This is a genomic window from Nocardioides sp. zg-1228, from assembly GCF_017086465.1.
In the GTDB taxonomy this organism is placed as follows: Bacteria; Actinomycetota; Actinomycetes; order Propionibacteriales; family Nocardioidaceae; genus Nocardioides.
On the sequence record NZ_CP070961.1, the window covers coordinates 2,369,734 to 2,393,792 of the forward strand.

24 protein-coding genes are annotated in these 24,059 nt (G+C 74.3%); 18 read left to right on the forward strand and 6 right to left on the reverse strand.

What is annotated here, in order from left to right; genetic code table 11:
* Window positions 1–3 precede the first annotated feature (3 nt).
* The 3 genes from thrS to JX575_RS11420 all read right to left on the reverse strand — a co-directional run bounded on the left by thrS (window position 4) and on the right by JX575_RS11420 (window position 5,417).
* Window positions 4–2,007 carry a threonine--tRNA ligase gene (gene thrS, locus JX575_RS11410; RefSeq protein ID WP_186341125.1) on the reverse strand — a complete coding sequence of 668 codons (2,004 nt, stop codon included), beginning with the start codon at window positions 2,005–2,007 and terminating at the stop codon, window positions 4–6.
* Window positions 2,008–2,104: 97 nt separating this feature from the next.
* Window positions 2,105–4,372: a catalase gene (locus JX575_RS11415; RefSeq protein WP_186341124.1), complete on the reverse strand. Its 2,268-nt coding sequence runs from the start codon at window positions 4,370–4,372 to the stop codon at window positions 2,105–2,107.
* Between the two features lie 94 nt (window positions 4,373–4,466).
* Window positions 4,467–5,417 carry an SDR family NAD(P)-dependent oxidoreductase gene (locus tag JX575_RS11420; RefSeq protein ID WP_186341123.1) on the reverse strand — a complete coding sequence of 317 codons (951 nt, stop codon included), beginning with the start codon at window positions 5,415–5,417 and terminating at the stop codon, window positions 4,467–4,469.
* A 202-nt stretch (window positions 5,418–5,619) separates the two neighbouring features.
* Here JX575_RS11420 and JX575_RS11425 point away from each other — a divergent pair, with 202 nt between their 5' ends.
* Complete coding sequence (locus tag JX575_RS11425) at window positions 5,620–6,210, forward strand: hypothetical protein (protein WP_186341122.1); 591 nt, start codon at window positions 5,620–5,622, stop codon at window positions 6,208–6,210.
* A 91-nt stretch (window positions 6,211–6,301) separates the two neighbouring features.
* Here JX575_RS11425 and JX575_RS19820 read toward each other — a convergent pair whose 3' ends face one another.
* The gene (locus JX575_RS19820) at window positions 6,302–7,150 is read right to left on the reverse strand and encodes a DICT sensory domain-containing protein (protein WP_186341121.1); all 849 of its coding nucleotides are present in this window, start codon (window positions 7,148–7,150) and stop codon (window positions 6,302–6,304) included.
* A 92-nt stretch (window positions 7,151–7,242) separates the two neighbouring features.
* Here JX575_RS19820 and JX575_RS11435 point away from each other — a divergent pair, with 92 nt between their 5' ends.
* The 16 genes from JX575_RS11435 to JX575_RS11510 all read left to right on the forward strand — a co-directional run bounded on the left by JX575_RS11435 (window position 7,243) and on the right by JX575_RS11510 (window position 22,966).
* Complete coding sequence (locus JX575_RS11435) at window positions 7,243–8,286, forward strand: polyprenyl synthetase family protein (RefSeq protein ID WP_186341120.1); 1,044 nt, start codon at window positions 7,243–7,245, stop codon at window positions 8,284–8,286.
* The gene (locus JX575_RS11440; RefSeq protein WP_186341119.1) at window positions 8,283–9,167 is read left to right on the forward strand and encodes a squalene/phytoene synthase family protein; all 885 of its coding nucleotides are present in this window, start codon (window positions 8,283–8,285) and stop codon (window positions 9,165–9,167) included. Before JX575_RS11435 ends, JX575_RS11440 begins: the two co-directional genes overlap by 4 nt.
* Window positions 9,164–10,798: a phytoene desaturase family protein gene (gene crtI, locus JX575_RS11445; RefSeq protein ID WP_206054377.1), complete on the forward strand. Its 1,635-nt coding sequence runs from the start codon at window positions 9,164–9,166 to the stop codon at window positions 10,796–10,798. Before JX575_RS11440 ends, crtI begins: the two co-directional genes overlap by 4 nt.
* Window positions 10,795–11,148 (forward strand): lycopene cyclase domain-containing protein, encoded by a 354-nt coding sequence (locus JX575_RS11450; protein ID WP_206054378.1) that lies wholly within the window; start codon window positions 10,795–10,797, stop codon window positions 11,146–11,148. The genes crtI and JX575_RS11450 overlap by 4 nt, the downstream gene beginning before the upstream one ends.
* A complete protein-coding gene (locus JX575_RS11455) occupies window positions 11,145–11,480 on the forward strand; it encodes a lycopene cyclase domain-containing protein (RefSeq protein WP_186341118.1) in 336 nt (111 codons plus the stop codon). The genes JX575_RS11450 and JX575_RS11455 overlap by 4 nt, the downstream gene beginning before the upstream one ends.
* Entirely contained in the window at window positions 11,477–12,874 is a 1,398-nt protein-coding gene (locus tag JX575_RS11460) for a cytochrome P450 (RefSeq protein WP_186341117.1), read from the forward strand. Before JX575_RS11455 ends, JX575_RS11460 begins: the two co-directional genes overlap by 4 nt.
* Entirely contained in the window at window positions 12,871–14,079 is a 1,209-nt protein-coding gene (locus JX575_RS11465) for a glycosyltransferase (protein ID WP_186341116.1), read from the forward strand. Before JX575_RS11460 ends, JX575_RS11465 begins: the two co-directional genes overlap by 4 nt.
* Window positions 14,079–14,579 carry a hypothetical protein gene (locus JX575_RS11470; RefSeq protein ID WP_186341115.1) on the forward strand — a complete coding sequence of 167 codons (501 nt, stop codon included), beginning with the start codon at window positions 14,079–14,081 and terminating at the stop codon, window positions 14,577–14,579. Before JX575_RS11465 ends, JX575_RS11470 begins: the two co-directional genes overlap by 1 nt.
* Window positions 14,576–15,448 carry a phosphatase PAP2 family protein gene (locus JX575_RS11475; RefSeq protein WP_186341114.1) on the forward strand — a complete coding sequence of 291 codons (873 nt, stop codon included), beginning with the start codon at window positions 14,576–14,578 and terminating at the stop codon, window positions 15,446–15,448. The genes JX575_RS11470 and JX575_RS11475 overlap by 4 nt, the downstream gene beginning before the upstream one ends.
* Complete coding sequence (locus tag JX575_RS11480) at window positions 15,445–16,284, forward strand: UbiA family prenyltransferase (RefSeq protein ID WP_186341113.1); 840 nt, start codon at window positions 15,445–15,447, stop codon at window positions 16,282–16,284. Before JX575_RS11475 ends, JX575_RS11480 begins: the two co-directional genes overlap by 4 nt.
* A complete protein-coding gene (locus JX575_RS11485) occupies window positions 16,281–17,486 on the forward strand; it encodes an NAD(P)/FAD-dependent oxidoreductase (RefSeq protein WP_186341112.1) in 1,206 nt (401 codons plus the stop codon). The genes JX575_RS11480 and JX575_RS11485 overlap by 4 nt, the downstream gene beginning before the upstream one ends.
* 1 nt (window position 17,487) lies before the next feature.
* Window positions 17,488–18,543: a 3-oxoacyl-[acyl-carrier-protein] synthase III C-terminal domain-containing protein gene (locus JX575_RS11490; protein ID WP_186341111.1), complete on the forward strand. Its 1,056-nt coding sequence runs from the start codon at window positions 17,488–17,490 to the stop codon at window positions 18,541–18,543.
* A complete protein-coding gene (locus JX575_RS11495) occupies window positions 18,540–19,106 on the forward strand; it encodes an isoprenylcysteine carboxyl methyltransferase family protein (protein ID WP_186341110.1) in 567 nt (188 codons plus the stop codon). The genes JX575_RS11490 and JX575_RS11495 overlap by 4 nt, the downstream gene beginning before the upstream one ends.
* Complete coding sequence (locus tag JX575_RS11500) at window positions 19,099–20,139, forward strand: NAD(P)/FAD-dependent oxidoreductase (RefSeq protein ID WP_186341109.1); 1,041 nt, start codon at window positions 19,099–19,101, stop codon at window positions 20,137–20,139. The genes JX575_RS11495 and JX575_RS11500 overlap by 8 nt, the downstream gene beginning before the upstream one ends.
* The gene (gene idi, locus JX575_RS11505) at window positions 20,136–20,774 is read left to right on the forward strand and encodes an isopentenyl-diphosphate Delta-isomerase (protein ID WP_186341108.1); all 639 of its coding nucleotides are present in this window, start codon (window positions 20,136–20,138) and stop codon (window positions 20,772–20,774) included. Before JX575_RS11500 ends, idi begins: the two co-directional genes overlap by 4 nt.
* A 92-nt stretch (window positions 20,775–20,866) precedes the next feature.
* A complete protein-coding gene (locus tag JX575_RS11510) occupies window positions 20,867–22,966 on the forward strand; it encodes a SpoIIE family protein phosphatase (protein WP_186341107.1) in 2,100 nt (699 codons plus the stop codon).
* A gap of 18 nt (window positions 22,967–22,984) precedes the next feature.
* Here the strand turns inward: JX575_RS11510 and JX575_RS11515 are convergent, their stop codons facing one another.
* Both JX575_RS11515 and JX575_RS11520 read right to left on the reverse strand, forming a co-directional pair.
* Window positions 22,985–23,134, reverse strand: a complete 150-nt coding sequence (locus JX575_RS11515; protein WP_186341106.1) for a hypothetical protein — start codon at window positions 23,132–23,134, stop codon at window positions 22,985–22,987.
* A gap of 146 nt (window positions 23,135–23,280) precedes the next feature.
* A complete protein-coding gene (locus tag JX575_RS11520; RefSeq protein WP_186341105.1) occupies window positions 23,281–23,430 on the reverse strand; it encodes a hypothetical protein in 150 nt (49 codons plus the stop codon).
* 111 nt (window positions 23,431–23,541) lie between these two features.
* Here JX575_RS11520 and JX575_RS11525 point away from each other — a divergent pair, with 111 nt between their 5' ends.
* Window positions 23,542–23,952, forward strand: a complete 411-nt coding sequence (locus JX575_RS11525; protein WP_186341104.1) for an NUDIX domain-containing protein — start codon at window positions 23,542–23,544, stop codon at window positions 23,950–23,952.
* Window positions 23,953–24,059 lie beyond the last annotated feature (107 nt).

Here is a 24,059-nt window from a genome sequence, read left to right on the forward strand (position 1 = left end):
GGCTCAGACCTGCTCGCGCGAGGCCACCGCGGCCGCCACCCGCTCGATCGCCTCGGCCAACGGCACGCCGTTGTCCTGGCGGCCGTCGCGGTAGCGGAACGACACGGCGCCCGCCTCGACGTCGTTGTCGCCGGCGATCATCATGAACGGCACCTTGGCCAGCTGGGCGTTGCGGATCTTCTTCTGCATCCGGTCGTCGGAGTCGTCGACCTCGACCCGCAGCCCCTGCGCCTTCATCTGCCGCGCGATGTCGAACAGGTAGTCGTTGTGCCGCTCGGCGATCGGGATGCCCTGCACCTGGACGGGAGCCAGCCAGGGCGGGAACGCGCCGGCGTAGTGCTCGACGAGGACGCCGATGAACCGCTCGATCGAGCCGAACTTCGCCGAGTGGATCATCACCGGCTGCTGCCGGGTGCCGTCGGCGGCGACGTACTCGAGGTTGAAGCGGTCGACGGCCGGCTGGTTGAAGTCGTACTGGATCGTGGACATCTGCCAGGTGCGCCCGATGGCGTCCTTGGCCTGCACCGAGATCTTGGGGCCGTAGAAGGCGGCACCACCCGGGTCGGGCACGAGGTCGACGCCGAACTTGCGCGCGGCGGTCTCGAGCACCGACGTCGCGGTCTCCCACTGGTCGTCGGAGCCGATGAACTTGTCGGGCTTGGAGTCGTCGCGCGTCGACAGCTCGAAGTAGTAGTCGTCGAGCCCGAAGTCGCGCAGCAGGCCGGTGACGAAGGTCAGCAGGTGCTCGACCTCGGCGGGAGCCTGCTCCGGGGTGACGTAGGAGTGCGAGTCGTCCTGGGTCATCGCCCGCACGCGGGTCAGGCCGTGCACCACGCCGGACTTCTCGTAGCGGTAGACCGACCCGAACTCGAAGAACCGCAGCGGCAGCTCGCGGTAGGAGCGCTGCCGGGAGCGGTAGATGAGGTTGTGCATGGGGCAGTTCATCGCCTTGAGGCGGTATTCGGCGTGCTCCATCTCCATCGGCGGGAACATGGTGTCCGCGTAGTAGGGCAGGTGCCCGGAGGTGTGGAACAGCCCGTCCTTGCTGATGTGCGGGGTGCCGACGTAGTCGAAGCCCTCCTCGAGGTGCCGGCGGCGGACGTAGTCCTCCATCTCCCGCTTGATGACGCCACCCTTGGGGTGGAACACCGCCATGCCCGACCCGATCTCGTCGGGGAACGAGTAGAGGTCGAGCTCGCGACCGAGCTTGCGGTGGTCGCGGCGCTCGGCCTCCTCGAGGCGGTGCAGGTGCTCCTCGAGCGCCTCCTTGGTCTCCCAGGCGGTGCCGTAGATGCGCTGGAGCTGCTTGTTCTTCTCGTCGCCGCGCCAGTAGGCCGCCGCTGAGCGCATCAGCTTGAACGCCGGGATCCGCTTGGTCGTCGGCAGGTGCGGGCCGCGGCACAGGTCGGACCACGCGACGTCGCCGTTGCGCCGGACGTTGTCGTAGATGGTGAGCTCGCCGCCGCCGACCTCGACGCTGGCGCCCTCGCCGATCGACTCCGGGTCCTCGGCGCCCGCGCCGCCCTTGAGCCCGATCAGCTCGATCTTGTAGGGCTCGTCCTTGAGCTCGTCGAGCGCCTCGGCATCGGTGGTCACCCGGCGCTCGAACCGCTGGCCCTCCTTGATGATCTTGCGCATCGCGGTCTCGATCTTGGCGAGGTCCTCGGGCACGAACGGGGTCTCGACGTCGAAGTCGTAGTAGAAGCCGTTGGTGATCGGCGGGCCGATCCCGAGCCGGGCCTCGGGCCAGATCTGCTGCACCGCCTGCGCCAGCACGTGGGCGGTCGAGTGGCGCAGGATGTCGCGACCGTCGGGGCTGTCGATCGCCACGCCCTCGACCTCGTCGCCGTCGACGAGCTCGTAGGCGAGGTCCTTGAGCGTGCCGTCGACGCGCGCGGCGATGACGTCGGCGTCGTCGCGGAACAGCTCCCACGCCTTGGTGCCGGTCGTGACCGTGGTCTCCGCACGCTGATCGGCGTGGACGCGGACGACCTTGATGTCGGGCACGAGAGCTCCTGGAAGAGGTGGGACGGGATGTCGATGCGAGCCTATCGGCCGGGCTGCGGCCGGCTCACCCCGGTTTCGGCGTCCCACCTCGACTCGGTCAGACGCTGGTCGCGAAGCGCTCCCACGACCGGTGCCCGGCGAGCAGCGTCATGAGGTCGCCCTGGACGTCACCCGCCCCGTCGCCGGTCAGCACACCGGCGCCGGCGAGGCCGAGCTCGTCCACCACGGCGCGCCCCTCGCCGAAGGCCACGACGGCCTTGCAGTGGCGGAAGCACTCCTCCACCAGCAGGCCCACGCGCGGGTCGGTGGCGACGGTGGCGGCGGCCCCGGCCTTGCTGTCCCGGCTGGTCAACGCGTCGGCGGCCGGCGGGGCGGCGCCGGCGACCACGAGTGCGTCGAACTCGATGGACCGCGCGGTCGCGAAGGTGCGCTGGGCCACCAGGCCCTCCCCCAGCTCGCCGCCACGGGGCGCGATGAGCAGCGGCAGCACGCCGGCCGCCATCAGCTCCTCACGCAGCGCCGCGACGCCCGACAGGTCGCCGTCCGGGTCGACGACGATCCCCACGAGGCGGCCGTCGGCCGGCCAGGTCTCGCCGAGCTGCGACAGCGCGGGGCTGGGCCGGGGCTCGTCGTACTGCACGGTGGGCTCGGGAGCGGGCAGGCCGAGGGACTGCGCGACGCGGGCGCACAGCCCGGCGTCGATGTTGGCCAGGGCCAGCAGCTGGCGCTCCTTGATCGCCTGCTCGTAGCACTTGCCCAGCTCGAAGGAGTAGGCGTTGACGATGTGCTCCTGCTCGACCGCGCTCATGCTCAGCCAGAACAGTCGCGCCTGGCTGAAGTGGTCGTCGTACGACGCCGGGTTCTCGCGGACCTTCGAGCCCTCCGGCACCGTCACCGGCACGTCGACGAACGCCCCCTCGTCGGCACCCGCGAAGAACGGGCAGCCCGCGTCGAGCGAGTTGGGCTTGTAGGGCGCGACCCCGCCGTGCACCGCCTGCTGGTGGAAGCCGTCGCGGTGGTTGTCGTTGACCGGCGCGTGCGGGCGGTTGATCGGGATCTGGTTGAAGTTCGGCCCCGCCAGCCGGGTGAGCTGGGTGTCGAGGTAGGAGAAGTTGCGGGCCATCAGCAGCGGGTCGTCCGTGCCGTCGATGCCCGGCACGAGGTGGCCGGTGTGGAAGGCGACCTGCTCGGTCTCGGCGAAGAAGTTCGTCGGGTTCCCGTTGAGGGTCAGGGTGCCGATGACCTGCACGGGCGCCAGCTCCTCGGGCACGAGCTTGGTCGAGTCGAGCAGGTCGATCCCCTCGAACATCTGGTCGGGGGTGTCCGGGAAGGTCTGGATGCCGAGGTCCCACGAGGGGAACGCGCCCGCCTCGATGGCGTCATAGAGGTCGCGGCGGTGGAAGTCGGGGTCGACCCCGCCCGCGAGCTGCGCCTCCTCCCACGTGAGGGAGTGCACCCCGAGCCGGGGCTTCCAGTGGAACTTCACGAGCGTCGTGCCGCCCTCGGCGTCGACGAGCCGGAACGTATGGACGCCGAAGCCCTCCATCATCCGGTAGCTGCGCGGGATGCCGCGGTCCGACATGTTCCAGAGCGCGTGGTGCTGGGCCTCGGTGTGCAGCGACACGAAGTCCCAGAACGTGTCGTGGGCGCTCTGCGCCTGCGGGATCTCCCGGTCGGGGTGCGGCTTGCCCGCGTGGATGACGTCGGGGAACTTGATCCCGTCCTGGATGAAGAAGACCGGGATGTTGTTGGCGACCAGGTCCCAGTTGCCCTCGCGGGTGTAGAACTTCGTCGCGAAGCCGCGGGTGTCGCGCACGGTGTCGGCCGACCCGCGGGACCCGAGGACCGTCGAGAAGCGCACGAAGACGCGGGTCTCCTCACCCTTCTCGAAGACGCCCGCACGCGAGACCTGCGACGCCGCGCCGTTCGCGACGAAGACGCCGTGGGCTCCCGCGCCGCGGGCGTGGACGACGCGCTCGGGGATGCGCTCGTGGTCGAAGTGCATGATCTTCTCGCGGAGGTGGTGGTCCGAGAGGAGGGTCGGGCCGCGCGGTCCGGCCTTGAGCGAGTGGTCGCTGTCGCCGATCCGCACGCCGGTCGCGGTGGTGAGGTAGGCACCCTGCTGCGCGCTGGCGGTGGCCGGGTCCGCGCTCGGGGCGCCGGTGGGCGAGAGGGGCGTGGGCTGCTGCTGGTCCGGCTTCGGCGGCGGGACCTCGCGCGGCTCGGTGGGCTCCTCAAGCGTCGGCGGCTCGCTGCCGGGGGCACCGGGGACGGGCTTGTCGGTGAGCGAGACGGCCTCGGCGACGGCGTCGACGACCTCACCTGCCGCCTTCTTCGCGGCGGCCACGGGCTTGCTGGCGTTCATGCACTCTCCTGGGGTCGGTGGGGCTGGTGCTTCCTGTTCCCCCGAGGTGGGGGTCCATGCGCCCGACCGCGGTCCGATCACGACCCGACCGCGATCAGCCGCCCTTGATCCGCCGGCGGGCCAGCGCCACCGCGTTGGCGCCGATGGCGAGCAGCGCGCTGCCGTGACCGCCGCGCAGGCGGTTGTGCTCCTGGCGCGAGCCCAGCACGTTGCCCGGACCGGGCGTCACGTCGACCGTCTGGTCCTGGGCCGCGAGGGCGAACAACGGGCCGACGAGCCGGTCGTAGGCCCACGGCACGGCCGTGAAGCCGAGGCGGATCACCTGGTTGGCGAGGCCGACCTGGCCGCCGCGGCCTCCGTCGACCACGCCGAGGGCGCGCGCGGCGACGCGCTCGGGGGTCGTGACCGGGAAGGGTGGCCTCCCGGCCGCCCGGCCGTACGTCGCCGCCTGCCCGTAGATCGGCGTGTCGACGCCGCCGGGGGCGACGTAGCCGATGCGCACCCCGGGGCGGTCGCGGTTGTCGACGCGGAGCTGGCGCACCAGGGCGCGCACCCCCCACTTGCTGAGGACGTAGGCGGCCATGTCGGGCACCGCGATGTGGCCGATGACGGACCCGACGAACACCAGGTCGCCGGTGCCCTGGGCGCGCAGCACCGGCAGCACGTGGCGCGCGAGGTTGACCGAGCCGAGCAGGTTGGTCGCCACCACCTGGTCGAAGACCTCGGCCGGCACCTCGTCCACCCGGCCGTAGGCGACCACGCCCGCACTGCCGATCACGACATCGACGGCGAGGTGCCGCGCGAGCGCGGCGGCGACGGCGGCCTCGACCTGCGCGTCGTCGCTGATGTCGGCCGGCGCGACCATCGTGGACGCCGCGCCGAGCCCGTCGCAGTCAAGCGCCACCCGCTCGAGCGCCTCGCGGCCGCGGGCCAGCAGGACGAGGTGGTCGCCACGGCGCGCGGCCTGGCGCGCGGCCGCCTCGCCGATGCCGCTGGAGGCACCGGTGACCATGACGACGCGGGGGGCGCGGGGGCGTGCGGGCATGCCAGCAGGTACCCCCGCCGGCGCGCGAGCAACGGCGCCGGAGAGGCACGACCCCGACTTCAGGACGACATCCGCAGGACCCGACGGGACCTAGGTCCTCCCGGGTTGGGTGCCTTCGCCCCATGCGGGCGCACCTCGCTCGTCCCTAACCTCGGACACGAGGCGGGGACGACCCAGTACCCGCCCTGACGGAAGGCACAACATGCGCGCGTTTCTCGACCGGCTCGTCTCCTGGACGGGCGTGGCCCTCGCCGTCGTTCTCCTTGTCGCTGGCGGTCTCCTGACGTGGGCCAGCTCGTTCATCGGCGACCAGGTCAACGACCAGCTCACGATGCAGGACATCGTGATGCCGGAAGGCGACGCCCTCGGCGGCCTGTCCGACGAGGACGTCAACGCCCTCGAGCCGCACGCCGGCAGCGTGATGGACACCGGCCCGGAGGCCCGCGCCTACGCCGACCACTACATCCTCGCGCACATGAACACCTCGAGCGACGGTCGCACCTACCAGGAGGTGAGCGGCGAGTACCTGGCGCTCGACGACGAGGGCAAGGCGAGCGCCGAGGGCCAGGCCCTGGGCGGACTGCGCCAGTCGCTCTTCATGGGCAACACGCTCCGCGGCCTGCTCCTCTACGGCTACGCGTTCGCCACCATCGGCACCATCGCCGGCTACGCAGCGATCGCCGCCTTCGCCGGTGCCATCGCCCTGCTGGCGCTCGCACTGCTCGGCCTGCGGCACGCGAAGCGCACCGCTGAGGAGGGCACCGCGACGGAGCGGCAGACGGTCCCCGTCTGACTCCCCCGCACCCCGAGAAGGACCCCGAGAAGGACCCCGAGAAGGACCCGGTCGCCCCACGGCGACCGGGTCCTTCGGTCGTGTCCGGGGTTCATCGGGCGGCGTCGATGTAACCGACCATCCGGTCGAAGAGCAGCGAGGCCCGGTGCAGGTCCTCCGACGCGCCGCGGGGGTCGGGCTGGGGGGCCAGGTCGACCAGTTCGCGCCAGCCGGGGCGCAGCTCGTCGGCCAGCGACGCGGCGATGCGGCCGGCGTCGCGCACGACCTGCGGGTCGACCGACCAGAAGGCCTCGAAGGTGCGCTCCTTCGGCGGGTGGGCGAGCTGGCCCGGACGCTGGACGGCCGCCAGACACGCCGGCAGGTCGACGGCGTCGCACACCACCAGCCACTCCCGGGTGAGCGGGGAGTCGGGCGGGACGGCCACCTCGACGGGCTCGCCGGGGCGCGGCGGCGCCGGCTCGGCGAAGTCGGCGAACACGACCGTGCACAGGGCCGTGCGCGCCAGCTCGCGCCACCGGTCGTAGGAGGGGCGCAGGAACTGCTCGCGCTGGAACGAGCCGAAGAGGACCGGGTCGGCGGCACGGGCGCAGCACTCGTCCTCGATGGCGCGGCTCATCGACACGAGCGTGCGCCGCGTGAGCACCTGCGGCGCGAGCGCCGGGTGCAGGCGGCGCAGCTCGGCGAAGACGGAGCCCGAGCGCAGGGGCGGGACCTCCGCGCGCCGGATGGCGGCCGCGAGCGAGAGCCCTCCGCGCCGACGGGCCAGGACGTCGAGGACGGCGTCGACGTCGGCCTCGGTGTAGCGGCGGTGCCCACCGCCCTGCCGGCTCGGCCGGGGAAATCCGTAGCGCTTCTCCCAGCTGCGGAGCGTGGAAATGGGTACTCCACTCCTGTGGGCCAGGTCCCCGATGGAGAGGGAATCGCGAGGGCTGGCGTCCACGTCCTGCACTCCTTCGCACCGTGCCTAGATCTACTTGGAAGTGTTGCATAGATTTTGTTGGGTAAGGATTGTCCAACCGCGGGAGGCACCAGATGACCGGCACAGGCACGGACGAGGCACTGGCACGGGTCCTCGACGACGGCCGCCGTCGCGCGAGCGCCATCGACGCCCACCACGCGCTGCTCTGGGAGGCGCTGTGCGCCGCGACCGAGGGCGGCAAGCGCTTCCGTCCCGCGCTGGTCGTCGCCACCCACGACGCGCTGGGCGGTGAGTGCCACGACGCCGCCGTCGAGGTCGGCGCCGCCGTCGAGCTCCTCCACACCGCGTTGGTCATCCACGACGACGTGATCGACGACGACCACGTGCGCCGCGGCCGGCCCAACGTCAGCGGCACCTTCCGCGCCCTCGCCGGTGTCGACGGCGCCACGTCCGACGTCGCCGCCGGCTACGGCCTGACCGCCGCGATCCTGGCCGGTGACCTCGCCCTGGCCGCCGCCGTCCGGACGGTCGCGCTGAGCGGCGCCCCGGCCCCGGTCGTGGGGCGCCTGCTCGACCTCTTCGACGGTGCGCTCCACCGCACCGCGTCGGGCGAGCTCGCCGACGTCCGCCTCGCCCTGGGCCTCGCCCCCGCCACCCTCGCGCAGAGCCTGGAGATGGAGGCGCAGAAGACCAGCGCGTACTCGTTCTCGCTGCCCCTCCAGGCCGGCGCGGTCCTGGCCGGCGCCGACGCCGCGACCACCGCCCGGCTCGACGACGCCGGGCGCGCGCTCGGCATCGCGTTCCAGCTCGTCGACGACCTCATCGGCGTGTTCGGCGACCCGGCCCGCTCCGGCAAGAGCTCGACGGGCGACCTGCGCACCCGCAAGCAGACGCCCCTCCTCGTCCACGCCCGCACGACGCCGCAGTGGAAGCAGGTGAGCGGCTACGTCGGCCACGACCTCACCGACGCCGAGCTCGACGAGGCCCGCGCACTGCTGGTCGAGTCGGGGTCGCGCCGGTTCGTGGCCGACCTCGCCGAGCGTCACCTCGCCCAGGCCCGCACCGTGCTCGACGGCCTGGGCATCCCCGGCGACCTGCTCGACGGCGTCACCGTGATGCCGCCCGTGCTGATCGACGACAGCGAGGTCGCGGCATGACGATGTTCGTCGGGCGCGGCACCCCCCGCAGCCTCTACGACGCGGTCGCCGAGGCCAGCGCCGCGGTCGTCATCCGCGAGTACTCCAGCTCGTTCGGGCTCGCCTCGCGGCTGCTGGCCGAGCCGGTGCGCACCCAGGTCCGCAACATCTACGCGCTCGTGCGGGTCGCCGACGAGATCGTCGACAACCCCGACCCCGCACTCGGCCGCGACGCCCGCGCCACGATGCTCGACTGGCTCGAGGCCGACGTGACCCACGCGCTGCGGGCCGGCTACAGCGGCAACCTGGTGGTGCACGCGTTCGCGCGCACGGCCGTCGCCGTGGGCATCCAGCACGACATCGTGACCCCGTTCTTCTCCTCGATGCGCACCGACCTCGACACCGCCACCCACACCCAGGAGAGCTTCGACCGCTACGTCTACGGCTCGGCGGAGGTCGTGGGGCTGATGTGCCTGCGCGCCTTCCTCGCCGCGCCCGACGCCCGCGCGGACCGCGACGCGCAGTACGACCGGCTCGCCGCGGGCGCCCGCTGCCTCGGGGCCGCCTTCCAGAAGCTCAACTTCCTGCGCGACCTGTCCGACGACCACGACCTGCTGCGGCGCGACTACTTCCCCGGGGTCGAGGCCGACTCGTTCTGCGACGCCGACCGCGACCGGATCCTCGACGACGTCGACGCCGACCTGCGCGCCGCCGCGGCGGTCGTGCCCGACCTTCCGCCCAGCAGCCGGCGCGCCGTGTGGGCGGCCCACGCCACCTTCGCCGAGCTCGCGGAGCGCCTGCACGCCGCCTCCGCCGAAGAGATCCGCGCCACCCGGGTCCAAGTCCCGGCGCCGGTCAAGCTGCGGCTCGCCGTCGGCGCGCTGCGCGGAGGCCGCTCGTGACGCTGCGCCTGCCCGAACGCCTCAGCCGGTTGGTCCCGACGTCTCGCCACACCGACGGCACGCCACGGCGCGTGGTCGTCGTCGGCGGCGGGATCGCCGGGCTGGCCACCGCCGCCCTGCTCGCCTCCCGTGGCCACTCGGTCGACCTGCTGGAGAAGAACGACGACCTCGGCGGCCGGGTCGGCAGCCTCGAGCGCGACGGCTTCCGGTTCGACACCGGGGCCTCGTGGTACCTCATGCCCGAGGTCTTCGAGCACTTCTTCGCCCTCCTCGGCACCTCGGCCGACGCCGAGCTCGACCTCACCGTGCTCGACCCGAGCTACCGGGTGTTCTTCGAGGGGCACCCCGAGCCGGTGGACCTGCGCCCCGACCGCGCCCACAACCGCGCCCTGTTCGAGTCGCTGGAGCCGGGGGCCGGTGAGCGGTTCGACGCCTACCTCCGCTCGGCCGAGGACACCTACGACATGGCGCTGCGGCGCTTCCTCTACACCAGCTTCGACTCCCCCGGCGCGTTCGCGCACCCCGACGTCGTACGCCGCACGCCTGCCCTGGGCCGGCTCCTCACGCGGTCGCTGGAGAGCCACGTCGCCGGGTCGTTCACCGACACCAGGCTGCGCCAGGTGCTCGGCTACCCCGCGGTCTTCCTGGGCTCCTCCCCGAGCCGCGCGCCGAGCATGTACCACCTGATGAGCCGCCTCGACCTCGGCGACCGGGTGCTCTACCCGCAGGGCGGCTTCACCGAGCTGGTGCGGGTCGTCGCCGGGCTGGCGGAGAAGCACGGCGCGCGGCTGCACACCGGCGCCCCCGTCACCCGCATCCTCACCTCCCGCCCCGGCACCGGTCGACCCGGCACCGGCCGACCCGCCGTCACCGGCGTCGAGCACGACTCGGCCGACGGCCTGCGCACCGTCGACGCCGACGTCGTCGTGGGCGCCGCCGACCTGCACCACCTCGAGACCGCGCTGCTCCCGCCCGCGCTGCAGACCCACCCCGAGCCCGCGTGGCGCGGCCGCTCCCCCGGCACCGGCGCGGTGCTCGCGATGCTGGGCGTCGAGGGCCGGCTGCCGCAGCTGCCGCACCACTCGCTCTTCTTCACCCGCGACTGGGGGCAGAACTTCCGCGACATCTTCGGGGAGAATGCCAAGGTGCCCGACCCCGCCTCGATCTACGTCTGCAAACCGTCCGAGAGCGACCCCACGGTGGCGCCCGAGGGGTCGGAGAACCTGTTCGTGCTGGTCCCCGTCCCTGCCGACACGGCCATCGGCGGGGGCGGCGACGACGGCGCGGGCTCCGAGACGGTCGAGCGCACCGCCGATGCGGCGATCGAGCAGATCGCGTCGTGGGCGGGCGTGCCCGACCTGCGCGAGCGGATCCGGGTGCGCCACACGGTCGGTCCCGACGACTTCGCCACGCGCTACCACGCCTGGCGCGGAGGCGCCCTCGGCCTCGAGCACACCCTGCGCCAGAGCGCGTTCCTGCGCCCCGGCAACGCCTCGGCCAAGGTCGACGGGCTGCTCTACGCCGGCGCCAGCACCGTGCCCGGCGTCGGCCTGCCGATGTGCCTGATCAGCGCCGAGCTCGTCCTCAAGCGGCTCTCCGGCGACCGTTCGAGCCAGCCGGTGCGCGCATGAGCCTGCCCCACTGGGCCTACGTCGCCATGCTCGCGTTCTGCCTCGCCGGCACGCTGCCCCTGGTGCCGGCGTTCCGGCTGACGGTGCTGCGGCAGCCGGGGCGCCTGCTGCTCACCATCGGCCTCGCCGGCACCCCGTTCCTGCTGTGGGACCTGTGGGCCACGCACACCGGCCACTGGTGGTTCGACGAGGGCCAGACGCTGCCGTGGCGCATCGCGGGCCTGCCGCTGGAGGAGATCGCGTTCTTCGTCGTCATCCCCCTCGTCTCGGTCCTGACACTTGAGGGCGTGCGCGCCGCCCGGCGCGGCGTACGACCCGGGTCGGGGCGCCGTCGGGAGGAGGCCCGATGACCTACACCACCATCGCCGTCGCCTGCGTGGTGCTCGCCGTGGCGCTCGACCGCTGGGTCGTCCGCACCCGCGTCACCTCGACCCGCGACTGGTGGCTCGCCTACGCGATCATCGTGTTCTTCCAGCTGCTCTCCAACGGCTGGCTCACCGGCCGCGGCATCGTGCGCTACTCCGGCGACGCCATCCTCGGCAGCGGCGAGGTCACCTTCCTGGGCGACGGGCGGCTGGTCTACGCCCCGGTCGAGGACCTGATGTTCGGCTTCGGGCTGGTGCTGTGCAGCTGCGTGGCCTGGACCTGGCTGGGACGCCGGCGCGGCGAGGCGAGCGCATGAGCGTCGCGACCCGCCTGCAGGCGATGCAGCCCACCGACATCGGCGTGCCCGGACCCTCCTCGCTCGACATGGCGCGGGTCTTCCGCTCCGTGCGCGCCGACCCGCTGACCTTCCTCGGCCAGGTGTCACAGCGCTTCGGCGACACCGTGTCGTTCCCGGTGCCCGGCCCGCCGGCGCTGCTGCTCACCGACCCCGCCGACGTCAAGCACGTGCTGCAGACCTCGGCACGCAGCTGGACCAAGGACACCGTGCAGTACGCCGCGCTCGCGCGCGTCACCGGTCCGGGCCTGCTCGCCTCGGCCGAGCCCAACTGGATCGAGCACCGCCGCCTGGCCGCCCCGGCGTTCCACCACCAGCGTCTCGAGGCCGTCGGCGACGAGGTCCGCGCGGCCGCCCGCACCGCCATCTCCGCCCGGCTGGGGCGCGTGGGCGACGACGGCGAGGTCGTCGACGTGGCGGCGCTCACGCACACGATCGGCCTCGACGCGGTCGGCCGGGCGCTCTTCAGCACCGACCTGTCCGGCCACGCCCACGACCTGCTGGCCGCGACGAGCGAGTCGGCCGACCTCGTGGTGCGGCTCGGGCGCTCGATCCTCCCGCGGGCCGAGTGGACCCCGACGCGCACCAACCTCCGGCTCCGGGCGGCCCGCCGGCGCCTCGACGAGGCCACCGCGGCGATCATCGCCGAGCGGCGCGCCCGCAATGCGCACCCGCCGGCAGGGGCGCCCGCCGCGCACGGCGACGACCTCCTCGGCCTGCTGCTCGACAGCGGCATGCGCGACGAGGAGATCCGCGACGAGCTCGTCACGATGGTCATCGCCGGGCACGAGACGGTCGCTGCCGCGCTCGCCTGGACCCTGATGCTGCTCGCCGAGCACCCCGAGGCGCAGGACCGCGCCCGGGCCGAGCTCGCGGCCCACCCCGGGCCGGTCGCGCTGGTCGGGCACCGCGACCGGCTGCCCTGGACGCGTGCCGTGGTCGACGAGGCGCTGCGCCTCTTCCCGCCGGCCTGGGCCATCTCGCGCCGCTCGGTCCGCGAGGACGAGGTGGCCGGGCGCACCGTCCCCGTGGGCACCCTGGCGATCATCAGCCCGTGGCTGGTCCACCGGCGCCCCGACCTCTGGCCCGACCCCGAGGCGTTCCGGCCCGAGCGCTTCCTCGACGGCACCGCCCGCACCGGCTACCTCCCCTTCGGCCTCGGGCCGCGGCTGTGCATCGGGCGCGAGTTCGCGCTGGGCGAGATGGTCGTCGTGCTCGCCGAGCTGCTGGCCGAGCACCGCCTCGAGCTCCCCGGCGACCCACGCGCGTGGTCGCGCCCCGTCGCCGAGGCGAAGGCCGCCGTCCACCCCCGCGGCGGCATGCCGCTCGTCGTACGACGCGTGCGCGCCCCGTGAGCGCCCTGGGCCTCGGCCCGCTCGACCTCGTCCTCGCCGTGCTGCTGCTGGCGGCGGCGCTGTGCGCGCAGCGCCTGGTCGCCGACCTCCGGACGCTGCCCTCGCCCACCGCTCCCCCGGCCGACCGACCGGCGGCGTCCGTGTCGGTGATCGTGCCCGCGCGCGACGAGGAGCACACGCTGCCCGCGCTGCTGCGGTCCGTGCACGCGCAGGTCCCCGCGGTGGCGGAGGTCGTCGTGGTCGACGACGCCTCCCGCGACTCGACCGCCGAGGTCGCCCGCGCCGGCGGCGCCCGCGTCGTGCCCGCCGGAGCCCCGCCCACCGGGTGGACCGGCAAGGCCTGGGCCTGCCACACCGGTGCCGCGGCCACCACGGGCGACCTGATCCTCTTCCTCGACGCCGACACGGTCCTGGCTCCGGGGGCCCTCGCGGGCCTGCTGACCGCGCACCGACGCCACGGCGGCCTGGTCTCGGTGCAGCCGCACCACGACGTCGTGCGCCCCTACGAGCAGCTGTCGGCCTACTTCAACGCCGTGGCGCTCATGGCCAGCGGCGCCTTCACCCCGACCCGGGCGGGCCGGAGGCGTCAGGCGCGCCCGGCCCATCCGCCGATGGCCTTCGGACCGTGCCTGCTGACCTCACGCGCCGACCTCGCCGCCGCGGGCGGGCACGAGGCGGTCAGGTCCGCGATCCTCGACGACGCCGCGCTGGCGGCCGCCTACGCGCGAGCCGGGCTGCCCGTGTGGTGCGCGGTCGGCGGCGACGAGGTGCGGATGCGCAGCTATCCCGGCGGGGTGCGCCAGCTCGTGGCCGGCTGGACCAAGAACATCGCCTCGGGTGCGACGGCCGCCGCGCCGTCGGCCGGCGCGACGACAGTGGCGTGGATCAGCGCGCACCACGCCGTCGCCGTGGGGGCCGTGCTGTCCCTGGTGACCGTCACGACCGGGCAGGGGGCGTCCCTGCTCACGGGCAGCCCCGTGCTCTGGGCGCTCGCCTACGTCGGCGCGGCGCTGCAGCTGCGCTGGGTGCTGCGCCGCGCGGGCTCCTTCCGGTGGTGGGCGTGGGCGCTGTTCCCCGCGACGCTGCTCGCCTTCGACCTCGTCTTCGCCCGCTCCCTCGCGCTCACCGTCGTCCGCCGCTCCGTGCCGTGGCGCGGCCGCGAGGTGTCCCTCGCCGACCGCGGGTCGAGGCAGGGGGTCGCCTGATGCTGCGCCTCGTCATGCCGCAGGGCCTCACGATCGTGGTCGACGTGATCGCGTGGGGCGTCTTCCACGCCGCGACCGGCTACGCGGCCCACCGCCTCGGCGACGAGCGGCTCGCCCGCGACGGGTGGCTGCTGCGGGCGCGGGCGTTCGAGGACGGCGGGCGCTGGTATCGCCGGCGGCTGCGCATCCACCGCTGGAAGGACCGCGTGCCGGAGGCCGGCGCGCTCTTCGAGGGCGGGGTCAGCAAGCGCGAGCTGCCCGCGGTGGACGCCGACGGGCTGGCGATCTTCGTGCGCGAGACCCGTCGCGCCGAGCTGGCGCACTGGTGGGCGCTGTGCTGCAGCCCGCTCTTCATGCTGTGGAACCCGCCCCTCGCGGCCGCCCTGCTGGGCGCCTACGGGGTGCTGGTCAACCTGCCGTTCATCGCGATCCAGCGCTACAACCGCTTCCGGACGCAGGCGCTCCTCGCGCGCCTGTCCCGCAGGACGAGCGCGACATGACGAGTCCCGCGGCCTCGCGCTCCCGTCTCGGCACCCCGGTCGCCGAGCCGGAGGCACGCGCGGCCGCGCCGGGCCAGGAGTCGCGCCACGGCCCGATCGCCCAGCTGCTGATCGCCTGGTCGCCGCTCAGCGCGATCCTGCTGACCTACTGGCTGGCGCAGTGGATCACCGCGCCGCTCGGGGTGGGCGACGGCGACGACACCAACCGGCTCGGCGCCGGACTGCACGTGCTCGGCCCGGCCCGCGCCGACGAGGCGCTGCTGGGCACGATGCCCACCGTCTGGCTGCAGGCCCGGCTGATCGACGGGTCCGCCCACTGGTACGACGCCCTCGCCGCGTCGGTCTACGTCACCCACTTCCTCACGATCCCGCTCATCACCGCGGTCGTCTGGTTCCGCCTGCGCGACCGGTTCGGTGAGTGGCTCACCGCCGTCCTGTCCCTGTCGCTGCTCGGCATCGTGGGCTACCTGGCCTACCCCGCCGCCCCGCCGTGGCTCGCCGCCGAGCGCGGCGACATCGGTGCCGTCGAGCGGATCTCGCACGTGGGCTGGCAGGTGCTGGGCCTCGACCCGGTGGGTCGGCTGGTGGAGCTCGGCCAGTCAGGCAGCAACCCGGTCGCCGCGATGCCGTCGCTGCACGCGGCGGCCGCGCTCCTGGCGGCGCTGTTCCTGTGGCCGTCGGTGTCCCGGGTGTCCCGGGTGCTGCTCGTCGTCTACCCCCTCGCCATGGCCGTCACGCTCGTCTACACCGGCGAGCACTACGTCGTCGACGTGCTCGCTGGATGGCTGGTCGCGGTGCTCGGGGTGGGTGCGGCGCGCCTGGCCCGGCGCCGGTCGGGCACCGCCGCGGCGCCGGGGGACGCCCGATGAGCACGCGCCCGGCACACCTCCCCGGTCCCAGCGAGGCGCCGGTCGGCTCGTCCGCTCGTGTGCTGCTGCACGCCGCCCACGCGGGGCCCACGCTGGCGGTCACCGTCCTCATGGGGCTGCTCGCGCTCGCGCAGGGGCTCAGGCCCGAGTCGACGGTGCTGCTCGTGGCCGCGGTGCTGACCGGCCAGCTGAGCGTGGGCTGGAGCAACGACCTGCTCGACCGCTCGCGCGACCGCGCGGCCGGACGCGCGGACAAGCCGCTGGCCGCCGACGACGGCGCGGTCGCGCTCGTCCGTGCCGCGTGCGCCGCCGCGGTCGTGGTGTGTGTGGCGCTGTCGCTGTCCCTCGGCCCGGCAGCCGGGCTGGTCCACCTGGGCTGCGTGGCCTCGGCGTGGTGCTACAACCTCGGCCTGAAGGCGACCGTGTGGTCGTGGCTGCCCTACGCCCTGTCGTTCGGCGGCCTCACGGCCGTGGTCACGCTGGCCGACGGTGAGGCGCCGCCGTGGTGGTGGCCCGTGGGCGCGGCCCTCCTCGGCGTCGGGGCGCACCTGCTCAACGTGCTGCCCGACCTGGCCGACGACGCCGCGACGGGCGTACGCGGGCTGCCCCACCGGCTCGGGCCTCGGCTCATCGCGCCCGTCGCCGCCGCGGTCCTGGTGGTCGCGACCGGCGTCGTGCTCGCCGGGTCCGCTCCCCCGGTCCCCGCCTCGCTCACCGTCGCGGTCGTCGTGCTGGGCCTCGCCGCGGTCGTCGTGTCGCGCACCGGCCGGGCGCCCTTCGCCGCAGCGGTCGCCATCGCGCTGGTCGACGCCCTCCTCCTGGTGGTGGCCCGATGAGCCGCGCACCCGCCACTGAGCACTGGGACCTCGTCGTGGTCGGCGCCGGACCGGCGGGCTCGGCCACGGCCCTCGGCGCGCTCGCCGAGCAGCCCGGGCTGCGGGTCCTCCTCGTCGACCGCAGCGACTTCCCCCGCGACAAGTCGTGCGGCGACGGCATCGCGCCGCACGTCCTCGACGCGCTGGCGCCCGTCGGCGCCGCCGACGTCGTGGACGACTGGACCCCGCTGCGCCACCTCGAGCTCGCCCACGGCGACGTGTCGGTCTCCGGGCCGATGCGCCGGGAGGTCCACGTCGTGCCGCGCCGGGTCCTCGACGCCCGGCTCGTCGAGCGCGCCGTCGCGGCCGGAGCCGTCCTGCGCACCCACCGCGTCACCTCCCTCACCTCCACCGGCACCCCCGTGGTGTCGGGCACCGTCTCCGCCGACGTCGTGGTCGGAGCCGACGGGGCGCACTCGGTCGTGCGCACGACGCTGCTGGGCAAGCGGCGCGATCCGCGAGCCATCGCGATCCGCGGCTACGCGCCCACCACGCCCGAGATGGCCGGGCGCCAGGTCATCCGCTACGGCAGCCGCCGCCAGCCGTCGTACGCCTGGGCCTTCGACCGGGGTGACGGGCTGGCCAACGTCGGCTACGGCGAGCTCCTCCCCGGCGAGCGCACCGGCGACCGCGCGCCGAGCCGCCGGCTGCTGCTCGAGCAGCTCGAGGAGCTCGTGCCGGGCGCCGCCCGCACGGGCGACGACTGGCGCGGCCACCACCTGCCGCTGAGCAGCTGGCGCTGGGACCAGCCCGACGGCCCGGTGCTGCTCGCCGGCGACGCCGCGGGGCTGGTCAACCCGATGACCGGCGAGGGGATCTACTACGCCGTCGCCACCGGCATCGCGGCGGGGCGCACCGCGGCCCAGGCGGTGCGCGCCGGGCGGCCGCACGCGGCCGGCGCCCGGCACCGACGGGTGGTCCGCGACCTGCTCGGCACCCACCTGCGCCACACCTGGGCGGCCTCCCGGCTCGCGCAGTCGCCGCGGATCGTCGACGCCGGGATCCGCGCCGCGGGTCGCGAGCGCCACGCCTTCGACACCCTCGTCGAGCTCGGTCTCGGCGACGGCCGCATCGACACCCGCCTGGCGGGAGGGCTGCTCCGGGCCCTTCTCCGCCCGCCCGACCCGTCCCCCGAACCCTCCACACAGACCCGAGGTGGCTGACATGAGGATCCTCTCCGTCCGAGGCGCGCTGCCGCCCCACTCACATCCGCAGGCTGACATCACCGAGGCCTTCGGCGAGTTCATCTCCGAGCGCAGCCTCGACCGCTCGCTGATGCGGCGCCTCCACGCCAACGCCGGCGTCGAGCGGCGCCACACCGTCCTGCCGCTCGAGGAGTACGCCGGCATCGGGGACTTCGGGCACGCCAACGACCTCTTCATCGAGCACGCCGTCGAGCTGGGCTCGCGGGCACTGGTCGACGCGCTCAAGGCCGCCGACCTGACGCCGTCCGACGTCGACCTGGTGGTCACCGCGACCGTCACCGGCCTGGCCGTGCCCTCGCTCGACGCCCGGATCGCGGCGCAGGTCGGCCTGCGCGAGGACGTCCGCAGGATGCCGCTGGTGGGGCTGGGCTGCGTGGCGGGCGCCGCCGGGATCGGCCGCGTGCACGACTACCTGCTCGGCCACCCCGACCACACGGCCGTCCTGGTGGCGGTGGAGCTGTGCTCGCTCACCGTGCAGCGCGACGACGCCTCGGTGCCCAACCTGGTGGCGAGCGGGCTCTTCGGCGACGGCGCCGCTGCGGTGGTCGCGACCGGACGCGCCGGGCGTCCCGGGCCGGTCGAGGTGCTCGACTCGCGCAGCCGCCTCTACCCCGACAGCGAGCGCACCATGGGCTTCGACGTCACCGGCAACGGTCTGCGGATCGTGCTCGACGCCGAGGTGCCGACGCTGGTGGGCCGCTTCGTGCGCGGCGACGTCGACGCCTTCCTCGCCGACCACGGGCTCACCCGCGCCGACATCGGGTGGTGGGTGTGCCACCCCGGCGGGCCGAAGGTCATCGAGGCGCTGGAGGAGGCGCTCGAGGTGCCCCGCGACGCCGTCCGGCTCACCTGGGAGTCGCTGGCCCGGGTCGGCAACCTGTCCTCGGTCTCGGTGCTGCACGTCCTGGAGGACACGCTGCGCGAGCGGCCGCCCGTGCCGGGCTCCCCCGGGGTGCTGATGGCGATGGGGCCGGGCTTCTGCTCCGAGCTCGTGCTGCTGCGGGCCGCGTCATGACCGGGCTCGTCGCGTTCACCGTGCTGGTGGCGCTCGTCGGGCTCGAACGGATCGCCGAGCTCGTCGTGTCCACCCGCAACGCGCGCTGGAGCCGCGAGCGCGGCGGCGTCGAGCACGGGCTCGGCCACTTCCCGTTCATGGTCGTGCTGCACACCGCCCTGCTGGTCGGCGCGTTGGCCGAGGCATGGATCCGCCAGCCCCAGGTGCCGTCGCTGCTGGCGTGGTCGATGCTCGCCCTCGTCGTCGCCTCCCAGGCGCTGCGCTGGTGGTGCATCGCCACCCTCGGCCCCCGCTGGAACACCCGCGTGATCGTGGTGCCCGGCATGCCACCCGTGACGTCGGGTCCCTACCGCTTCCTGCGCCACCCCAACTACGTCGCCGTGGTGGTCGAGGGCATCGCACTGCCGCTGGTCCACGCCGCCTGGATCACCGCGCTCGTCTTCACCGTCCTCAACGCCGCGCTGCTCGTCGTCCGCATCCGGGTGGAGGACGCCGCGCTCGCCACCCTCCCGGCCCCACCCGCCGACTCCCCCACGAGCTCCACGGAGGCCGCAGGTGCGTGACCTCGTGGTGGCCGGCGGCGGGCCGGTGGGTCTCGCCACAGCCCTGCACGCACACCGCGCCGGCCTGTCCGTCGTGGTGCGCGAGCCGCGCACCGGCCCGATCGACAAGGCGTGCGGCGAGGGGCTGATGCCCGGCGCCGTCGCCGAGCTCGCCGCCCTCGGCGTGCACCCGCACGGACGCGAGCTGACCGGCATCCGCTACCTCGACGGCCGCGCCGGGGGTCCCGTCGCGACCGCGCGGTTCGCCCACGGCCCCGGCCGGGGCGTACGCCGCACGGTGCTCCACGAGGCGCTCGCCGAGCGGGTCGCCGCGGCAGGCATCCCGGTCGAGCCGAGCGCGGTGACGACCGTCGCCGACGCCGGCGACCACCTCCTCGTCGACGGCGAGCCCGCGCGCCACCTCGTCGCCGCCGACGGCCTGCACTCCCCGGTGCGCCGCCTCGTGGGCCTCGACGCCCCGGTCGCCGGGCGCCGCCGGTTCGGGCTGCGCTGCCACGTGCGGCAGGCGCCGTGGACGTCGTACGTCGAGGTGCACTGGTCGCCGCGCGCCGAGGCCTACGTGACGCCCGTCGACGACGACCTCGTCGGGGTCGCCGTGCTGGGCGACGCCGGCTCGCGCTTCGCGGACCTGATCGACGACTTCCCGGTCCTCCAGCAGCGCCTGGTGGGCGCACGCACACGGGTGATGGGCGCGGGGCCGCTGCGCCAGCGGGCCCGGGCGCGCTCGGCGGGCCGCGTGCTGCTCGTCGGGGACGCCGGCGGCTACGTCGACGCCCTCACCGGCGAGGGCCTCGCCCTCGGGCTCGCGCAGGCCCGCGTGGCCGTCGCGTGCCTCGCCGCGGGCCGGGCCGGGCGCTACGACGGCCTGGCCCGCCGGCTCGGCGTCCGCCACGAGCTCCTCACCCACGCCCTGCTGCGGGCCACCGCGCACGCCACCGTCCGCAGGCGCCTCGTGCCCGCCGCGTCGCGGCTGCCGTGGCTCTTCGACACCGCCGTCAACCAGCTCGCCCGACCCGTGGGGAGGCCCTCATGACCGACAGCCCGACGACCGACAGGCCGACGTTCGACACCCCCGACAGCGCGCCCGGCGCGGCCGAGCTCGTGGTGCTGCTCGACGAGGACGGGCGGGCCGTCGGCACCGCCGACAAGGCCGGGGTCCACCACGCCGAGACGCCGCTGCACCTCGCGTTCTCGTGCTACCTCTTCGACGACGACGGCAACGTGCTGATCACCCGGCGGGCGCTGCACAAGCGCACGTTCCCGGGGGTGTGGACCAACAGCTGCTGCGGGCACCCCGCTCCCGGCGAGCCGATCGAGGAGGCGGTGCGCCGGCGCGTCGAGCAGGAGCTCGGCGTCCCCGTCGCCGGCCTGCGCCTGGTGCTGCCGCGCTTCCGCTACCGCGCCGAGCAGGAGGGCGTGGTGGAGTACGAGATGTGCCCGGTGTTCGTGGGGTCGCTCGTCGGTCCCGTCCGGCCCGACCCCGACGAGGTCGCGGAGGCGCGCTGGGAGCCGTGGCAGCCGTTCCGCCGGTCGGTGCTCGACGGCAGCCGGACCGTGTCGGTGTGGTGTCGCGAGCAGGTCGCCCAGCTGCCGGCCGACCCCGCGTCGGCGTCGGCTGCCGCCGTTCACGAGCTGCCGCCCGCCGCTCGTGCCGGCGGTCAGCGCTGACATTTCGCCGTTCGCCGCCGCCCGGTCCGGGCCTGTGGCACGCTGTGGAGGGGCCTCGAGCAGCGTGGGCCATCGGTGCGTGAGAAGGACCTGTGATCGACGACCACTTCCCTCCGCCCACGACCCGGTCCCCCCTCGACGCCGAGAGCGACCGCCTCGCGTGGCGGCTCGCCGTGGACGCCGCGGGTGTCGGTGTCTTCGTGTGGGACCTCGTCACCGGTGAGCTGCGGTGGGACGACCGGATGTTCGAGCTCTTCGGTCTCGCCGAGGACGACTTCGGCGGGACCATCGAGGCGTTCAACCGCCGCCTGCACCCCGACGACCTCGGCCGCGTCTCCGACGCCCTCCAGCGCGCCATCGCCACCTGCGGCGACTACGCCGCGGAGTACCGCGTGGTGCTCCCCGACGGCCGCCTCCGGTGGATCGAGGCGCGCGGTCATGCGTTCGCCGACGAGCCCGACGGGCTGCCGGTGCGGCTCGTCGGCGCGTCGTACGACACGACCGACGCGCGCGAGGGCGACGCCCGGGTCGGACGCGTGCTGGAGGCGATGCCCTCGGCCTTCTTCCAGCTCGACCGCGACTGGCACTTCACCTACGTCAACTCCGAGGCCGAGAGGCTGCTGGGCTCGAGCCGTGTGCACCTGATCGGCACCGCCATCTGGGAGGCCTTCCCCTCGTCGGTCGGCAGCAGCTTCGAGACGCACTACCGCAGCGCGGTCGAGTCGGGTGAGCCGGTGACCTTCGAGGCCTACCACCCCGCGCCGCTGCGCGCCTGGTACGAGGTGCGGGCCTGGCCCTCGCCGGAGGGCCTCGCCGTCTACTTCGTCGACATCACCGCGCGTCGGGAGGCGCGCGCCGAGCTCGACCGCTCCGCGCACCGCCTGGCGCTGCTGGCCTCGGTGTCCGAGGCGCTCACGGCCACGCTCGACCCCACCGAGGGGGTCAGCAGGCTGGCCACCCAGCTGGTGCCCGAGCTGGCCGACTGGTGCCTGGTCACGCTGGTCGAGGACCCCAACGCCACCGACTGGCGACGCGGGCTGCGCGATGTCGGCTGGTCGCACCGCGACCCCGACATGGCGCAGACGCTGCGTGACTACGCCGGGCGGCGGCTGCAGGCCATGACCGACTCGTCCTACCTCGCCGAGGCGATCCGCGAGATGACGCCCGTGCTGATGGGGTCCTCGGCCACCGAGGCCGTCGCCGCCGTCCTCGTGCCCGGGGTGGCGCGCGACCGGCTGCGCGAGCTCGCCCCGTTCTCCGCGGTGATCGTGCCGTTGCGGGCCCGCGGGCGCACGGTCGGCGTGGTGAGCGCGTTCCGCGGCATCCATCGCACGGCGTTCGCAGCGGAGGACGTGTCCCTCCTCGAGGACATCGGCGCCCGGGCCGCGCTGGCACTGGACAACGCCCGCCTCTACGAGTCGCAGCGCGACGTCGCCGAGGCGCTGCAACGCAGCATCCTGACCGCGCCGCCCCGGCGCGAGGGCCTGCAGGTGGTCACCCGCTACACGCCCGCCGGCGACGTGGCCCGCATCGGTGGCGACTGGTACGACGCGTTCCTCCAGGGCGACGCGAGCGACGGGGCGCAGGACGTGGTGGTCGTGGTCGGCGACGTGGTCGGCCACGACGTCGAGGCCGCCGCCGCGATGGGGCAGGTCCGCGGGCTGCTCCGCGGCATCGCGGTCCACAGCGGCGACGCTCCCGCCGCGATCCTCTCGGGCCTCGACACCGTCATGGAGTCCCTCCAGCTCGAGACGACGGCCACCGCCGTGGTGGCGCGCTTCGAGCAGGCGCCGGCGACGCGCGGCCGGACTGGACGCGCGCTGCTGCGCTGGTCCCACGCCGGGCACCCGCCGGGCCTGCTGGTCGACCCCGACGGGACCGTCACCCGGCTGGTCGACGACGACGCCAACGACCTGCTGCTCGGCTTCGACCCCGCGGCCGACCGCCACGAGGGGGCCGTGGCCCTGCAGCCCGGGGCGACGCTGGTCCTCTACACCGACGGCCTCGTCGAGCGACGCGACCGCGACATCGACGACGGCATCCAGTCGCTCATGCGGCTGCTGGCCGACGTCTGCCCCACCACGTCCGACCTCGACGAGCTGTCCGACCGGCTGCTGGAGTCCATGGCGAGCGACGAGCAGGAGGACGACATCGCCCTGCTGGTCGTCCGCTGGGCGCCCGAGGGACCCTGAGGCCGTGCCCGCGTCGGGTCAGGAGTTGTAGCGCACCAGGGTGATCACGACAAAGATCAGCGCGATCAGCGCGATCACCCCGATGACGGCCAGGATCGGCGTCACCTTGGGTCGTGGACCGGGGGCGTTGAGGGGCTGGTTGGTGGTCGGGCGCTCGCGATCGTCCATGGTCCAGCCGTACCCACTCCTCCACCAGCCATGCCGCGACGTTGCGCGACGCGCGGCCGTCGTTCGGCGCACCGTCGAGGATGACCTGACCGTCTCCCGCGAAGCCCCGCAGTGCGTGCACCGGGTCCGTGCGTCAGCCGGACGGGTCAGTCGTCGCGCAGCGCTCGGTGCTGGTCGACGTTCCGCCCCGCGTCCGGGTCCGGCACCGGATCCGTGTCGACGCTGGCGACCGTCTCGTCGAGCCGCACGCCGGGTGAGAGGGTCTCGTCGCCGGGACCATCGTGGCGTCGTTCCATGTGCCGACCCTAGTCGAGCGACGCGTGATCCGCTCCCCGGCGGACCGATGTCGTCCGGCACGAGAATCGCCGTGCGCGGGCGTGTCGGCCCCCGCCGCTAGCGTCCCGCCCATGGCCGCACCGATCGCGATCTCGCTCGCTGCACTCGTGCGCGACGGCTCGGTGCTCCTGGTGCACCGCCACCCCTCACGTCGGCGGTATCCGAACTGCTGGGACCTCGCCGGCGGGCATGTCGAGCCGGGCGAGCTGCCTCATGAGGCCGTCACGCGGGAGTGTCTCGAAGAGCTCGGGGTCCACGTCCACGAGCCCCGACCCATACCGCTGACCGTCAGCGACCCCGCACTCGACGTGCACGCGTTCCTCGTCACGCGCTGGGAAGGCGCACCCGTCAACGCTGCTCCCCTGGAGCACGACGACCTTCGCTGGTTCCGACCGGACGAGCTCGCCGACCTGACGCTCGCCGACCCGGGCAGCCTGTCGAGCATCCTGCACGCCATCGACGTCGCGGCCGGGCAGCTGTGAGCGCGGACGCTTCGTAGGGCTGGGTGAGTCTTCGGGCCGCTGGGCGTGCGGCGCCCCCGTGCGTGCAGGTGGCCCCGCTACCGGGTGGGTGGCGGGGTGTGGGCCCG